Annotated in this window: 17 protein-coding genes; 6 read left to right on the forward strand and 11 right to left on the reverse strand. The window is 64.8% G+C overall.

Features of this window, described 5'->3' with window-relative positions:
• Positions 1–617 precede the first annotated feature (617 nt).
• From gatB to IVB45_RS21390, 8 genes are all read right to left on the reverse strand, one after another.
• The gene (gene gatB, locus IVB45_RS21355; protein WP_247361587.1) at positions 618–2,102 is read right to left on the reverse strand and encodes an Asp-tRNA(Asn)/Glu-tRNA(Gln) amidotransferase subunit GatB; all 1,485 of its coding nucleotides are present in this window, start codon (positions 2,100–2,102) and stop codon (positions 618–620) included.
• Positions 2,099–2,995, reverse strand: a complete 897-nt coding sequence (locus tag IVB45_RS21360; protein ID WP_247361589.1) for an FkbM family methyltransferase — start codon at positions 2,993–2,995, stop codon at positions 2,099–2,101. Before IVB45_RS21360 ends, gatB begins: the two co-directional genes overlap by 4 nt.
• Positions 2,992–3,297, reverse strand: coding sequence for a hypothetical protein (locus IVB45_RS21365; RefSeq protein ID WP_247361591.1), 306 nt, complete (start codon positions 3,295–3,297; stop codon positions 2,992–2,994). Before IVB45_RS21365 ends, IVB45_RS21360 begins: the two co-directional genes overlap by 4 nt.
• Complete coding sequence (gatA, locus tag IVB45_RS21370; RefSeq protein WP_247361593.1) at positions 3,288–4,763, reverse strand: Asp-tRNA(Asn)/Glu-tRNA(Gln) amidotransferase subunit GatA; 1,476 nt, start codon at positions 4,761–4,763, stop codon at positions 3,288–3,290. Before gatA ends, IVB45_RS21365 begins: the two co-directional genes overlap by 10 nt.
• Positions 4,760–4,972, reverse strand: coding sequence for a hypothetical protein (locus IVB45_RS21375; protein ID WP_007611210.1), 213 nt, complete (start codon positions 4,970–4,972; stop codon positions 4,760–4,762). Before IVB45_RS21375 ends, gatA begins: the two co-directional genes overlap by 4 nt.
• 79 nt (positions 4,973–5,051) lie before the next feature.
• Positions 5,052–5,339, reverse strand: coding sequence for an Asp-tRNA(Asn)/Glu-tRNA(Gln) amidotransferase subunit GatC (gene gatC / locus IVB45_RS21380; RefSeq protein ID WP_007603335.1), 288 nt, complete (start codon positions 5,337–5,339; stop codon positions 5,052–5,054).
• Between the two features lie 76 nt (positions 5,340–5,415).
• Positions 5,416–6,492, reverse strand: coding sequence for a nitronate monooxygenase family protein (locus tag IVB45_RS21385; protein ID WP_247361595.1), 1,077 nt, complete (start codon positions 6,490–6,492; stop codon positions 5,416–5,418).
• Positions 6,493–6,509: 17 nt separating this feature from the next.
• On the reverse strand, positions 6,510–7,484 hold the full coding sequence (locus IVB45_RS21390) for a nitronate monooxygenase (protein WP_247361598.1): 975 nt from the start codon (positions 7,482–7,484) through the stop codon (positions 6,510–6,512).
• A 95-nt stretch (positions 7,485–7,579) separates the two neighbouring features.
• Here IVB45_RS21390 and IVB45_RS21395 point away from each other — a divergent pair, with 95 nt between their 5' ends.
• The gene (locus tag IVB45_RS21395; RefSeq protein ID WP_027567305.1) at positions 7,580–8,470 is read left to right on the forward strand and encodes a LysR family transcriptional regulator; all 891 of its coding nucleotides are present in this window, start codon (positions 7,580–7,582) and stop codon (positions 8,468–8,470) included.
• Here IVB45_RS21395 and IVB45_RS21400 read toward each other — a convergent pair.
• Positions 8,457–8,672 (reverse strand): hypothetical protein, encoded by a 216-nt coding sequence (locus tag IVB45_RS21400; RefSeq protein ID WP_247361601.1) that lies wholly within the window; start codon positions 8,670–8,672, stop codon positions 8,457–8,459. The two genes, IVB45_RS21395 and IVB45_RS21400, sit on opposite strands and share 14 nt — an antisense overlap.
• Positions 8,673–8,719: 47 nt before the next feature.
• Here IVB45_RS21400 and ruvX point away from each other — a divergent pair, with 47 nt between their 5' ends.
• On the forward strand, positions 8,720–9,211 hold the full coding sequence (gene ruvX, locus IVB45_RS21405; protein ID WP_247286801.1) for a Holliday junction resolvase RuvX: 492 nt from the start codon (positions 8,720–8,722) through the stop codon (positions 9,209–9,211).
• A 3-nt stretch (positions 9,212–9,214) separates the two neighbouring features.
• On the forward strand, positions 9,215–10,138 hold the full coding sequence (locus tag IVB45_RS21410; RefSeq protein WP_247361603.1) for an AEC family transporter: 924 nt from the start codon (positions 9,215–9,217) through the stop codon (positions 10,136–10,138).
• Positions 10,139–10,276: 138 nt separating this feature from the next.
• Here the strand turns inward: IVB45_RS21410 and IVB45_RS21415 are convergent, their stop codons facing one another.
• Entirely contained in the window at positions 10,277–11,047 is a 771-nt protein-coding gene (locus IVB45_RS21415) for a type II CAAX endopeptidase family protein (protein WP_247361606.1), read from the reverse strand.
• Positions 11,048–11,092: 45 nt separating this feature from the next.
• On the reverse strand, positions 11,093–11,851 hold the full coding sequence (locus IVB45_RS21420; protein WP_247362753.1) for a M15 family metallopeptidase: 759 nt from the start codon (positions 11,849–11,851) through the stop codon (positions 11,093–11,095).
• Positions 11,852–12,063: 212 nt separating this feature from the next.
• Here IVB45_RS21420 and IVB45_RS21425 point away from each other — a divergent pair, with 212 nt between their 5' ends.
• Genes IVB45_RS21425 through plsY form a run of 3 tightly spaced genes read left to right on the forward strand, consistent with a single transcriptional unit; the run spans position 12,064 to position 14,947 of the window.
• On the forward strand, positions 12,064–13,011 hold the full coding sequence (locus IVB45_RS21425; protein ID WP_007603315.1) for an aspartate carbamoyltransferase catalytic subunit: 948 nt from the start codon (positions 12,064–12,066) through the stop codon (positions 13,009–13,011).
• A 5-nt stretch (positions 13,012–13,016) separates the two neighbouring features.
• The gene (locus IVB45_RS21430; protein WP_247362754.1) at positions 13,017–14,318 is read left to right on the forward strand and encodes a dihydroorotase; all 1,302 of its coding nucleotides are present in this window, start codon (positions 13,017–13,019) and stop codon (positions 14,316–14,318) included.
• 32 nt (positions 14,319–14,350) lie between these two features.
• Positions 14,351–14,947 (forward strand): glycerol-3-phosphate 1-O-acyltransferase PlsY, encoded by a 597-nt coding sequence (gene plsY / locus IVB45_RS21435; RefSeq protein ID WP_027567312.1) that lies wholly within the window; start codon positions 14,351–14,353, stop codon positions 14,945–14,947.
• Positions 14,948–15,086: the final 139 nt, after the last annotated feature.

The raw sequence follows: 15,086 nt of genomic DNA on the forward strand, positions 1-15,086 counted from the left end.
TGCGCTCTTCGCCTTCTTCGCCTTCTTTGCCTTCTTAGCTTTCTTGGCCATGTTGCCCTCCGATGTGTGAGATGGCTTAATCGCTGCATGCAGTCGGGGATCGAGTGCACACTCATCCCGAATACACCAACACAACGAAAAAAACAGCGTCTCGCTTAAAGAAGTGTTGACGGCGAAACGCGCCTGCGCTGGCGAACACGATGCAAACGGACTGCACGATGTGTGCATGCGAGCGCAGAGAGTCCCCGCGGCATCGACGTTCGCAAAAGATGCGACTGCAGAAAAACACTATGCAGCAAGTATTTTTCTGCACGCGCGCATCGCGCACGATCGATGTAATGACCTATCGCGCCAATCGCGCGAGCGCCCCTCGAGGGCGCTTCGCGGACTCTGAGTCGCGACTTTTGGCAACGAAAATATTTTCATGATTAACGGCGCGAGCGCTCGTCGGAGCGTGTGCAAGTCGCCGTTTTGCGCGAATCGCGTGACGGCGATTCGGTCGGCGTATCGCGTTCGATCGGGATGAAGTTCGTCGCCGAGGATGCGCGCGAGCGTCGCATCGCGAACCGAAAGCGAGGTGACGATGCCTGTCCGTCACCTCGTTCGAACGTGCGAGGTCAGATGCCGAGCTTGGACTTGAGCAGCTCGTTGACGCTCTGCGGGTTGGCCTTGCCGCCGGATGCCTTCATCACCTGGCCGACGAACCAGCCGAGTGACTGCGGCTTGTCCTTGACCTGCGCCGCCTTGTCGGGATTGGCCGCGATGATGTCGTCGACAACCTTTTCGATCGCCGAAAGATCCGTGACCTGCTTCATGCCGCGGCTTTCGACCAGCGCGCGGGGATCGCCGCCCTCCTGCCAGACGATCTCGAACAGATCCTTGGCGATCTTGCCGGAGATCGTACCCTCGCCGATCAGGTCGATGATCCCTGAGAGCTGTGCGGCATCGACCGGAGAGTCCGTAATATCCCGGCCTTCCTTGTTGAGCCGACCGAACAGCTCGTTGATCACCCAGTTGGCGGCGACCTTGCCGTCGCGCGCGCGGTTGGCGAGCTTTTCCAGCACGGTCTCGTAGAACACCGCGCTCTCGCGCTCGGCGACCAGCACGCTGGCGTCGTAGGACGACAGGCCGAGATCCGCGACGAAGCGCGTCTTCTTCTGGTCCGGCAACTCGGGCAGCTCAGCCTTCAGCTCGTCGACGAAGCTTTGCGAGAACTCCAGCGGCAGCAGGTCGGGATCGGGGAAGTAGCGATAGTCGTGCGCCTCCTCCTTGGACCGCATCGACCGCGTCTCGCCCTTGTTGGGGTCATAGAGCCGGGTCTCCTGGTCGATCGCGCCGCCGTCCTCGAGGATTTCGATCTGGCGCCTGGCCTCGTACTCGATCGCCTGGCCGATGAAATTGATCGAGTTCATGTTCTTGATCTCGCAGCGGGTGCCGAGCGGCGCGCCCGGCTTGCGCACGGAGACGTTGACGTCGGCGCGCAGGGATCCCTTCTCCATGTCGCCGTCGCAGGTGCCGAGATAGCGCAGGATCGAGCGCAGCTTGGTCACATAGGCCTTGGCCTGCTCGGCATCGCGGATGTCGGGTTTGGAGACGATCTCCATCAGCGCCACGCCGCATCGGTTGAGGTCGACATAGGACATGGTCGGCGACTGATCGTGCAGCAACTTGCCGGCATCCTGTTCCAGATGCAGCCGCTCGATGCCGATCGTGGCGGTCTTGCCGCCGTCCAGTTCGACCACGACCTCGCCTTCGCCGACGATCGGCGACTTGTACTGGCTGATCTGGTAGCCCTGCGGCGAGTCCGGATAGAAATAGTTCTTGCGGTCGAACACCGAGCGCAGATTGATCTGCGCGTTCAGCCCGAGCCCGGTCCGGACAGCCTGTCTGACGCATTCCTCGTTGATGACCGGCAGCATGCCCGGCATCGCCGCGTCCACCAGCGACACATGCGTATTCGGTTCGCCGCCGAACGCGGTGGAGGCGCCGGAGAACAGCTTCGCGTTCGACGTCACCTGAGCGTGGACCTCCAGGCCGATGACCATCTCCCAGTCACCGGTTGAGCCCTTGAGAAGCTTGTGGGGTGCGGCAGGTGCGTTCATGGCTTCACTGGTTCCTTCATTGGTCCCTTGGCCGCGCGCGCTTCACCGGCTTCGAGAAGTCCGTTGAGCGACCGAAGCACCTCGGCCGGTTGGCGCAGCGCGATCTCGCGGCGGCCCATCACCTCGATCGCTCCGAACAGCGCGTCGACTTCCGGCGAGGAGGCGAACACGAAGCCGTCGAACGACGTGCTCTGCTCCTCGAAATCGCTGGAGATCTCGACGCGGTAGCCGTGCGCCTTGAGACGATCGACGACTTCGTAATGGAGGGCCTGCGAATGGGTTGCGATGAAGAGATAATCGACGCGGCGCTTGGCGAGCACGCTCTCCGCGCCCTGCAGCATCTCGACCTCGAAGGCCTGGATATCGGCATGCAATATGTCGAGATGCTTGATCTTCCTGTCCCTGAAGAAGGCATCGACCTCGAATTTGCCCTTGCCGACGAAGGCTTTCACGAATTCGGCCCGCAGTCCGTTGCGCGCGAAATTATCCTGACCGGTCTTCAGGCATGCGGGATCCGGCTCGACCAGGATGACCTCTGCCTTGGGCCGCGCCTTCTTGAGCCACATCGAATAGTGGCCCCAATAGGCGCCGAGCTCGATCATGGAGGGAGCCTCGCCGAGCCGCTTCAGCAATTCCTGGAAGACATATTCTTCCAGCGGCTCGTGGACGCCGCGATTGATGATGAGCACACTGCTGAAAGGGCCGTAATAGGCTTCGGGCCCGATGCCCGGAACCTTCCGGCCGTTATGCAGATAGACTTGGTCGCCTCCGACGAGGCCTGCCATTGGGACGCGTTCGATCAGGAGGTTGAGCGGATCGGAAACGATCTCGCGAAAGCGGCCGAATAAATCCTCCGGCTTCGCTTTCGGACTCGTGAAACCAGGCTCGCTCATGTGGATGCACTCTCACCCAGCGCATCGACGATGCGCTGCCATTCTGCTTCAAGCGAATCCGTTGCCACGGGCCGGCCGGCCTGGCGGTACCAATAGCCGGCATTGCCGAGGTCGCCCTCGACCCGGTGCAGATAGGCGTGCACCCAGGCGGCCTCGCGGCTGCTCTCGTCCTGGACGATTCTGTGCGCCTGATCCCAGTCGCCCTTGGCGGCCCACCACAGTGCGGCGAGCGGCGCGCTGAGATCCGGGGGCGGCGCGGCGCCGACGAGGCTGCCGATATACGCCGCCATGTTCACCACCATTTCGCCGGCGTGAAGCGGCCGGCGGCCTGCTCGATCACCTCGCCGAGCGAGAACAGCGTCTCCTCGTCGAAAGGCCGGCCGATCAACTGCAGGCCGAGCGGCAGGCCCTGCGCGTCCTTGCCGGCCGGCACGGCGATGCCCGGCAGGCCCGCCATGTTCACGGTCACCGTGAAGATGTCGTTGAGGTACATCTCGACGGGGTCCGCCCCACCCTTTTCGCCGATGCCGAAGGCCGCCGACGGCGTCGCCGGCGTCAGGATCGCGTCCACGCCCTTGGCGAAGCAGTCCTCAAAGTCCTTCTTGATCAGCGTACGCACCTTCTGGGCGCGCAAATAATAGGCGTCGTAATAGCCGGCCGAGAGCACGTAGGTGCCGATCATGACGCGGCGCTTCACCTCCGCGCCAAACCCTTCGGCGCGGGTGTTCTCGTAGAGTTCGTTAATGTTCCGGCCCTGCTCGCGCAGGCCGTAGCGCACGCCGTCGTAGCGCGCGAGGTTGGAGGACGCCTCCGCCGGCGCAACGATGTAATAGGCCGGCAAGGCGTATTTGGTGTGCGGCAGTGACACTTCAACGAGTTCGGCGCCGGCCGCTTTCAGCCAGGCCGCACCCGCTTCCCAAAGCTTTTCGATCTCGGCCGGCATCCCGTCGAGACGGTATTCCCTGGGAATGCCGATCTTCATGCCCTTCACGGACTTGCCGATCGCAGCCTCGTAGTCCGGCACGGCCATGTCGACCGAGGTGGTGTCCTTCGGATCGTGACCGGCCATCGAGCGCAGCAGCATTGCGGCATCACGCGTGCTGCGCGCGATCGGACCGGCCTGGTCGAGCGAGGAGGCAAAGGCGACGATGCCCCAGCGCGAGCAGCGGCCATAGGTCGGCTTGATGCCGACGGTTGCGGTGAACGCCGCCGGCTGGCGGATCGAGCCGCCGGTGTCGGTCGCGGTCGCGCCCATGCACAGCAGCGCCGCCACGGCGGAGGCCGAGCCGCCGGACGAGCCGCCCGGCACCAGCGTCGTGTTGCTTCCGTCGCGCCGCCAGGGATTTCCCACCGGGCCGAAGCACGAGGTCTCGTTCGACGAGCCCATCGCGAACTCGTCATTGTTGAGCTTGCCCAGCATCACCGCGCCGTCGCGCCACAGCTGCGAAGTGATGGTGGACTCGTAAGTCGGCACGAAATTGCCGAGGATTTTGGAGCACGCCGTGGTGCGCACGCCCTTGGTCGCGAACAGGTCTTTGATGCCGAGCGGAATGCCGGCGAGCGGCCCCGCATCGCCCTTCCCGATCCTGGCGTCCGCTTCGCGCGCCATGGTTCGCGCCTGATCCGGCGTCTCCATGACGAAAGCATTGAGCACGCGCGCGGCTTCGATCGCGTTCAGATGCGCGTCGGTCAGCTCAAGGGACGTGAAAGTCTTGGCCGCGAGGCCCTTGCGGGCCTCCGCGAGCGTCAGCGATGTCAAATCGGTCATTTATTGATCGGGCTGCAGAAGAACGGAGACAGGGACTTGTCGTTGGCCGGGTCGTCTTTTTTGGCGGCCGCTTTCGCAGCCGCTTCGATCTCGTCGAGCACGGCATTCACGGCGACGTTGGGGTCGGCAGCCTTGCCCTGCCGCTCCATCTTGTCGAGATAGTTCATGTAAGCCTGATAGGCCTTCTCGTCGTCGCAAAGCATGCACATCGGACTTCGTCCTGAGACTCTTTTGACGCGTTTTCTTTACGCGAACCGGCTTCCACTTCGCTCGAAAACGCTACGTAAATTACTCAACAACCTTCGGCACCAGGAAGAAGTGACCTTCGGTCGCGGGCGCGTTGGCAACGATATCGTCGGCGATCTCGCCGTCATTGACCAAATCCTGCCGCTTCTTCATCTGCATCGGGGTGACCGAGGTCATGGGCTCCACACCCTCGACATTGACCTCCGAGAGCTGCTCGACAAAGGCGAGCATGGCGTTGAGCTCGCCCTGCAGATGCGGAACCTCGCCCTCGGAAACCGCAATGCGCGCCAGATGCGCGATGCGGCGGACGGTAGCGGCGTCGACGGACATTATATAAGGCCTCTCACGGCAAAACCTATGTGCCGTATAGCAGAGGCCGCTTTTGCGCCGCAACCGGCGGCGGGATCTATCCGGCGAGAGCTTTCAGGCGGGCCAGGGCCGATTTGGCGAGATCGCGGGTCAGTTCAGCCGCCGGGACCTCGCGGCCCAGGGCGATGGCCTGCCCGGCCCAGAGGTTGGTGAAATCCACCGTGCCCTGCTTTTCGGCAGCCGCCTTCAGCGGTCCCAGCGCCGTTGCGGCATGAGGAAATGGCGGTGCGTCCGGCGAAATCGGGCCGGCCTCGCGCATCAGGCGGTTCTGGACGCCGCGCGCCGGGCGCCCCGTCATGACATTGGTGATGACGGTGGAATCATCCCGCCCTTCGGCGAGCGCCGCGCGGGCCGCCGCACTGACCTTGGATTCCGGACAGCGCAGATAGGCACTTCCGATCTGCACGCCTGCCGCGCCGAGCGCGAACGCCGCCGCGATGCCGCGGCCATCCGCAACGCCGCCAGCCGCAATCACCGGGACCTTCACCGCATCGACCACCTGCGGCACCAGCGCAAAGGTGCCGGGCTGTTCCGAGATCTTGTCGGTCAGGAACATGCCGCGATGGCCGCCGGCCTCCGCACCTTGTGCGATCACCGCGTCAGCGCCGTGCTGCTCGAGCCAGATCGCTTCCCTCACCGTGGTCGCCGAGGAGATGACGAGACATCCTGCCGCTTTGACCCGCTTGAGCAGCGCGGCCTCCGGCAGGCCGAAATGGAAGCTGACGATCTCCGGCTTCAGCTCCTCCACCACCGCGCAGAAGCCGGCGTCGAACGGCGCGCGGTTCGCGGCATTGATGGGTGCGGCGGGATCGAGGCCATGCTCACGGTAGTAGCCCGCGAGGCGCTGCTTCCAGCGCGCCTCCGCCTCGGCCGTGAGCTCGACCGGTGTGTGGCAGAAGAAATTCATGTTCACCGGCGCGGAGACCCGCTGCCGGATGATGTTGACCTGCTCGCGCGCCTTGTCCGGCGACAGCATCGCGCTCGGCAGCGAGCCGAGCCCCCCGCCTTGCGCAACGGCGATCACCAGCTCCGCGTCCATCACGCCAGCCATCGGCGCCAGCACGATCGGGAATTCGGTCTTGAAGAGGTCAATCAGTCGACGGTTCGGCCACATGGTTGTTCTCTCGCAGTTTAGGCGGACACGCTGGAATTACGCCGACCGGCTAGCAATTGCTCGGCCTCGGTCGCGATCCGTTCGACGATTTCGGCGGCGGACGGAATATCATGGATCAGGCCGACAGCCTCACCGGCAAAGACCGCGGCGACCTCAAAATTGCCCGCTGCCCTTGCCGCGGCATAGTCGACGGTCACCTCGGCGGCGCGCTGCAGCAGCTCGACCTCGCGGCCGGTCCAGCGCCTGATATGATTGTTGACCAGCGTTCGCGCGGTGAACGGCGCCGGCCAGAACAGGCTGCGCGACCAGTCGACGATGACGCCGCGCGCCGTGTCATTGGGATCAGCGTCGCGAATGCGCTGCTTGGCTTCCTCCGCACCATTGGCCTCCACGCTCGCATAGAAGCGCGTGCCGATCAGCACCCCGGAGGCGCCCAGCATCATCATCGCCGCGAGCCCGCGACCATCGGCAATTCCGCCGGCGGCAACCACCGGCACGCGGCCGGCCGCGAAATCGACGATCGCAGGCACGATGTCGACGGTGGTGCGCGATGCGCCATGGCCCCCGGCTTCGGTCCCCTGCGCGATCAGGATGTCCGCACCGGCGTCGAGCGCCTGCTTCGCCATGTCCTCGCTCTGCACCTGGCAGATCAAGCGCGCCCCGCACGCCTTGATGCGCGCTGCAAATGGTGCGGGATCGCCGAATGACAGCATGATCGCTTGCGGATTGGCAGCGAGCGCGATGTCGAGAAGTTTTGGTTGTTTTGCCAGGCTCCAGGTGATGAAGCCGATACCGAACGACGCAAAGCCGATCAGCTGACTGGTCTCGGCCTCGAGCCGCTCCTGATCGCCGTAGCCACCACCCAGGATCCCGAAGCCGCCGGCCTCGCTGACAGCCCGCGTCAGCCGGCTGCCGGCGATCGTGTCCATCGGAGCCAGCAGGATCGGATGCTTGATCCCCAGGAGCTGGGTCAGCGGCGTGGTGATCGGCATGGCTCCTCCGCTCTCGACACGAACATTAGTCCAGAATACCATTCTCTAAAATTGAATTCTAACGAACGCTACCATCACAAAAGCGAAACGATGCCATGGAACTCAGCGACATCCAGACCTTCGCCGCCGTCGCCCGCACCGGGGGCATCACCCGCGCGGCCGAAGAGCTCAACACGGTGCAGTCGAACGTCACCCAGCGCGTGAAGGCGCTGGAGGCGGAGATCGGTACGCCGCTGTTCGAACGGCATAGCCGCGGCATGACCCTGACCGGCGCGGGCAAGCGCCTTTTGCCCTACGCGCAACGGATGTCCGCATTAGCGCGCGAGGCCGTGCTCGCTGCCTGCGACGACGGCGAGCCCAAGGGACCGCTTGCGATCGGCTCGATGGAAACGACCGCGGCCGTGCGGCTGCCGCCGCTGCTGGCTGATTTTCATCGCCGCTTTCCCGCCGTGCGGCTGAGCCTGCGCACCGCGCCCACAGCCGACCTCGTCGCTTGCGTGCTCGAAGGCACGCTCGACGGCGCCTTCGTCGCAGGTCCGATCGCGCATGCAGATCTCACCACGACAAGCGCGTTCCGCGAAGAGCTGGTGCTGGTGAGCGCGCGGCGCTGGGCCACGCTCGCCGAGCTGCGCGCCGGGACGCCGGAATCCGGCCCGACCGCGCTGACGTTCCGCACCGGCTGCACCTACCGGCAGCGGCTGGAACAGATCTTTGTCGAGTTCGGCTGGCCGTCGGCCGCACGCTTCGAGCTCGGCACGCTCGACGGCATGATCGGCTGTGTCGCCGCCGACATGGGCGTGACGCTGCTGCCGCGCGCCGTGGTCGAACGCAGTGCGATCAACGGCAGCGTATCGATCCACGCGCTGAGCCATTCGCACGCGCACGTCGAGACGCTCTTCATCCAGCGTCGTGCCGGACATCAAACCAGTGCGCTGAACGGATTTGCCGCTTGCCTGAAGCAAGACGACGATGTCATCGCGGCCTGAGATGCCAGCGCCGCAACGCAACCAAAGCCCAGATCGCCTCGACCACGCCGAACGGCCAGGCCCCTTGCAGGAAGCCGTAAGCCGAACCGAGCACGCAGGACATTGCGAACAGCAGCACGAACCAGTAGCTGCGGTCTTCCAGGGCGTAAGTGACCAGCATCGCTGTCACGGCGACCAAGCCGAATAATGTCAGCACATCCATAGTTACAGGTTCACTCCGCAGCCTGACGCGTGATATGCGCTGATCCCATGCCGGCTCTTATCCTGCCTCTCATCGATGCTGCAACCCACTGGCCCGAACGGGGCGGGTTGGTCGGCCTTGATCTCGGTACCAAGACCATTGGCGTTGCCGTCTCCAATCCGGACCGTCGGTTAGCGACCGGCGTCGAGACGATCCAGCGCAAGGCGTTCAAGCAGGATGCCGCCCGGCTGCTCGCGATTGCCAGTGAACGCAAGGCCGTCGGCTTCGTGCTCGGCCTGCCCATCAACATGGACGGCAGCGAAGGCCCGCGCGCGCAATCGACCCGGGCGTTTGCCCGCAACCTCGCCGGCCTGACCGCGCTGCCCATCGGCCTCTGGGACGAGCGTCTGTCGACCGCCGCGGTCGAGCGCGAGCTGATCGGCATGGACGTCAGCCGCGCCAAGCGCGCCGAAGTGATCGACGAGCACGCCGCGATCTTCATCCTGCAAGGCGCGCTCGACCGCCTCGCCAATCTGCGCGCAGCCCCGGGGCCCGGCTGATCCATGGCCGTCGTGATCGCGGCGCTCCTTCCCGTCTTTATCCTCATCGTGCTCGGCGTGGTGCTGAAGCGCACCCTGATGCGGCTCGACACGCAATGGAACGGGCTGGAGCGGCTGACTTATTTCGTGCTGTTTCCGATGCTGCTGATCCAGACGCTGGTGAAGGCCGACCTGTCCAGAGTGCCGGTCGCCGGCGTCGGCGGCGCGCTGCTGCTCTCCGCGCTCGCGATGTCGCTGCTCTGCCTCGCGCTCCGCCCGGCCCTGTCGCGTCTCGATATCGACGGCCCCGCCTTCACCTCGATCTTCCAGGGCGCGATCCGCTGGCAGACCTATGTGGCGCTGTCCGTCTCCGCCAATATGTTCGGCGAGGTCGGGCTGGCGCTCGCCTCCGTCGCGATGGTGGCGATCATTCCGCTGGTCAACGTCCTCAGCGTGGCGGTGCTCGCGCACTACGCCGCTCCGGAGAAGCAATCCGCGCGCGCGATCGTCATGACGGTTGTCCGCAATCCCCTGATCTGGGCCTGCGGGATCGGTCTCGTCATCAATGTCATCCACCTGCCGCTGCCCAGGATCTGGCATGAGGTGGCAGACGCACTCGGCCGCTCCTCCCTCGCAATCGGCCTGCTCGTCACCGGCGCCGGCCTGCATCTTGAAGGCCTGCTCCGCCCCAGCGCAGGCGCCGCTATCGGCGTGGTGTTCAAGCTGGTGCTGATGCCCGTGGTCGCCCTGGTGCTCGCCGTCTGGTTCGGACTGTCCGGCGACAGCCTCGCCATCGTCGCGATCTGCGCCGCGGTGCCGACTTCCACCAGCGCCTATGTGCTGGCCCGCCAGATGGGCGGCGATGCCCCGCTACTGGCGCAGATCATCACGCTGCAGACGATCCTGGCGGCGATCACGATGCCGATCGTGATCGCGCTGGTGGCCTAGAATTCGTCATTGCGAGCGAAGCTCTCCTTCTCGTCATTGCGAGGAACCCTTGCGACGAAGCAATCCAGAGTCTCTCCGCGGACAGATTCTGGATTGCTTCGCTTCGCTCGCAATGACGGAACGTGGGCGACCGTCGGGCTAGCTCCCCAGCCACATCGTCAGCACCACCGCCGTCAGATTGTTCAGCGCGTGCAGCACGATCGTGAGCCAGAGCGAGCTGCTGCGGTAGCGCATATAGCCGAACCAGAGGCCGATGGAGAAGACCTCGGCGAGGAAGTACAGGTCGTATTGCAGGTGCACGACCGTCCACAGCAGCGATGACAGGATGATCGCGCCGGGCACGCGCAGGAAGCTCGCCGACCAGCCGCGATAGAGGAAGCCGCGCGCCAAAACCTCTTCCGACATCGGCGCTGCCACGCTGAAGGCGAACAGCAGGAAGAAGGCTGCGCCCTTGTCGCGACCAGATTTCAACAGATCGGTCATGAAGCCCGGCGTGGCCTCGCGGCCGAGGCTCCGCGACATCGTCTCCCACGCCACGACGATCAGGACAAGCCCGACCGCGCCGAACAGGAGTTGCTTCCAGGACGGCCAGCGTAGCGCGAGATAGTCGACGAAGGAGGCCTTCTTGATGCGGATGGCAAGCCACACCGCAGCCAGTGTCGCCGGCAAGCCCAGTATCACCGACAGCGCGAGCGCCTGCGGCTCGCCGCCGACGAGCTGAAGCGAGGCGAGGTCCATCGGCAGGCCACGCTGCACCGCCAGCAGAACGATGGCGCCGATCTGCCCGACGAACATTGCAGCGAAGATAACGATCCCCCACAGCGCCGTGCCCCAGAATTTCCAGACGCGCGGCGCCTCGTGCGCAGGTGTCACGGTCGGCGGCGGACGATCGGGATTGAGCGAATCCATCAAAGCGCTTTCATTGAGAGGCATTCCGGGCGGGTCGGTTGCGATCTACTTCATCCGCGGCGGAATCGGAAAATCATAGGCCGCCCCGCCCGCCCCCGGCAGTGAAAAGTGCCACCACTCCTTCGCATAGTTCACAAACCCTTGCCTCGCCATCGCAGCCACGAGCCGCTTGCGCCAGGCGCGCTGGTCCGGACTGACCGTTGGCGCGGCGGTATGCCCTTTCGCGTCCGTGCAGTCGTAACCCGTGCCCATGTCGACACTGCCCTCGGGCGGGCGCGCCTCGACCGGCGCGGTACAGTCGGCGTAGGCCTTTGACGGGTCGTATTTGCCTGAATTGTCCGCCTTGAGATCGACCAGCGTGAGATCGAGCGCGGCGCCCGTCGAATGCTGCGAGCGGCTTGCGATGTAGCCGAGGCGGAACAGCTCGGTCTTGGGAATTTTGGGATTGTAGCGCCGCTCGGCAACCGTCTCCTGGCCGTTCTGCGACCACCTGACCATGTCGAGCGAGGCCCGCGCCGGCCGGTAGCAGTCGAACATTTTCAGCGAGAGATTTTGCGCCACCAGTTCCTGCTGCACCGCCTTCAACCGCAGCCCAATCTCCCGCTTCACCACGCATTCGCCGACGCCGTAGCCGGCGAGCGGACGGCCGACGAAATTGTTCGAGGTGGCGTAGCGGATGTCCTGGATGATGCTGGGGTCGATGTCGCGCAAATAGACGAAACCGCCGGGAAGCGATTGGGTGTGGGCGGTGCTGATCGTCATGAGCGCCAGGAACGCTGCCAGAATTGATTTCACGAAATGCATCCCAGTCGTCATGGCCGGGCTTGTCCCGGCCATCCTCGCCTTTTCTGCGACAGCACCTTAAGAACGTGGATGCCCGGGACAAGCCCGGGCATGACGGAGAAGACGGGGACAGCTCACGCCACAGCGATAAGACCGACAGATCGGGGGATAACTCCCCGCCCGGGCTTTGGCCCTTGCCCCCCCGGCCATCCCCGCCTATAGCTCTCGCTTTAATGACATCGAAATCGACCTTCGTCCTCGGCCACCGGCATTTGCTGGGCATCGAGGGCCTTTCCGCGGCCGACATCACCGGCCTCCTCGACCTGTCCGAAGAATATGTCGAGCTCAACCGCCAGGTTGACAAGAAGCGCACCGTCCTGCGTGGACGGACGCAGGTAAACCTCTTCTTCGAGGCTTCCACCCGGACCCAATCCTCGTTCGAGCTCGCCGGCAAACGGCTGGGCGCCGACGTCATGAACATGTCGGTGTCCTCATCGTCCATCAAAAAGGGCGAGACGCTGGTCGACACCGCCATGACGCTCAACGCCATGCACCCGGATATCCTGGTGGTGCGCCATCACGCCTCCGGCGCGGTGGAACTGCTGGCCCGCAAGGTCGACGGTTCCGTGATCAATGCCGGCGACGGCGCGCATGAGCATCCGACACAGGCCCTGCTCGACGCGCTGACCATCCGCCGCAACAAGGGCCGGCTCGAAGGCCTCGTGGTCGCGATCTGCGGCGACGTGCTGCATTCGCGCGTCGCCCGCTCCAACATCATCCTGCTCAACGCGATGGGCGCCCGCGTCCGCGTCGTGGGCCCCTCCACGCTGCTGCCGCCCGGCATCGAGCGGATGGGCGTCGAGGTCGCGCGCGACATGCGCGAGGGGCTCAACGGCGCCGATATCGTCATGATGTTGCGGCTCCAGCGCGAGCGCATGAACGGCTCCTTCGTGCCGTCGACCTCCGAGTATTTCCATTATTTCGGGCTGGATCAGAAGAAACTCGCCTACGCCAAGCCAGACGCCCTTGTCATGCATCCCGGCCCCATGAACCGCGGCGTCGAGATCGACACTGCGGTTGCTGACGGCGCGCAGTCCCTGATCCGCGAACAGGTGGAAATGGGCGTGGCCGTGCGCATGGCGGTGCTGGAAGCGCTCGCCCGCAACCTGCCGAACGCGTGATGCTCATGTTGACCGACCGCCGACCCATTCTGCTTGCCAACGCCCGCGTCGTCGACCCCTCCCGGGATTTCGATGGTCCCGGCGATGTCCTGATTGCCGACGGCATCATCCGGGAGACCCGCCGCGGCATTGGCGCTGCCGGCGTCCCCGAGGGCACCGACGTCGTCAACTGCGCCGGCAAGATCGTCGCACCCGGCCTGATCGACATGCGCGCCTTTGTCGGCGAGCCCGGCTTCAGCCATCGCGAGACCTTTGCGTCTGCGAGCCAGGCGGCTGCGACCGGCGGCATCACCACCATCATCTGCCAGCCCGATACCTTGCCGGTGATCGACAACTCGGCGACCGTCGACTTCGTGATGCGTCGCGCCCGCGACACCGCGATCGTCAACATCCAGCCGATGGCGGCGCTCACCAAGGGCATGCACGGCGAGGAGATGACCGAGTTCGGCCTGCTCAAGGCGGCCGGCGCGATCGCCTTCAGCGACTGTGACAAGAGCGTGATCAACGCGCAGGTGATGCGCCGCGCCTTGACCTACGCGCGCGATTTCGACGCGCTGATCGTGCACTACACCGAGGATCGCGATCTCGTCGGCGAAGGCGTGATGAACGAGGGCGAATTCGCGTCGCGGCTCGGCCTGATGGGCATCCCGAACGCGGCGGAGGCCGTGATGCTGGAGCGCGACATGCGCCTGGTCGCGCTCACCGGCGGGCGCTATCACGCGGCCTCGCTGACCTGCATCGAGTCGCTCGACGTGCTCAAGCGCGCCCGCGACGCCGGCCTTGCCGTGACCGCCTCGGCCTCGATCAACCACCTTGCGCTGAACGAGAACGACATCGGCCCTTACCGTTCGTTCCTGAAGTTGTCGCCGCCGCTGCGCACCGAGGACGACCGCCGCGCGCTGGTCGCCGCCGTCGCCTCCGGCCTCGTCGACGTCATCATGTCCGACCACAATCCGCAGGACGTCGAGGTCAAGCGCCTGCCGTTCGCGGAAGCGGCCCCCGGCGCCATCGGGCTGGAGACCATGCTCCCGGCGGGCCTTCGCCTCGTGCACAATGACGAGCTGGATCTCAAGACGCTGATCCGGGCGATGTCGACCCGGCCGGCCGAGATTTTGGGATTGCCCGGCGGAACCCTGCGCACAGGTGCCCCCGCCGATGTCATCGTGATCGACCCAGATGTGCCCTGGGTGGTCGATCCCGCCGACCTCAAATCGCCCTGCAAGAACACTCCGTTCGACGAGGCCCGCTTTACAGGTCGCGTGGTGCGCACCATTGTCGGCGGACGGACGGTGTACGAGCATGTCTGACGTGCGGAGCTGCAGCCAGGGAATTTGCAGACATGGCGCTTGAATTGTTCCTGCCGGTGGCTTTTGTCATCGGCTACCTGCTCGGTTCGATTCCCTTCGGACTGATCCTGACGAAACTCGGCGGCACGCAGGACATCCGCTCGATCGGCTCCGGCAGCATCGGCGCCACCAATGTGCTGCGCACGGGGCGCAAGGGCCTTGCCGCCGCAACCCTGCTGTTCGACGCGCTCAAGGGCACCGTGGCGGTGGTGATCGCGGGCTACATCGCCGGTCCCAATGCCGCGATGCTGGCCGGGCTTGGCGCCTTCCTCGGCCATCTCTTCCCGGTCTGGCTCAAATTCAAAGGCGGCAAGGGTGTCGCCGTCTATATCGGCATCATGCTCGGGCTGTTCTGGCCGGCGGCGGTGGTGTTCTGCCTGCTCTGGTTGGCGACCGCCTTCACCGCCCGCTATTCCTCGCTCTCGGCCCTGGTGGCCTCGTTCATCACCCCGCTGTTCCTGTTGTGGTTCGGCCAGCCCGCACTCGCGACGCTGGCGGCGGTGCTGACGCTGCTGTTGTTCTACGCTCATCGCGAGAACATCAAGCGGCTGCAATCGGGCAAGGAAAGCCGGATCGGCGAGAAGGCATAAGCCGGGAATCCACGGATACCGCGGCACCCCTTCTGCATTATATCGCAAATGGTGTTCGCAACTTGCAGCCGAATCACGGCTGTATGGACGAATGGGTTCCAGGCCTTGGCCCTGATCATGGGCATGGCTCTAGGCGGTT

It is taken from the genome of Bradyrhizobium sp. 4 (genome assembly GCF_023100905.1).
In the GTDB taxonomy this organism is placed as follows: domain Bacteria; phylum Pseudomonadota; class Alphaproteobacteria; order Rhizobiales; family Xanthobacteraceae; genus Bradyrhizobium.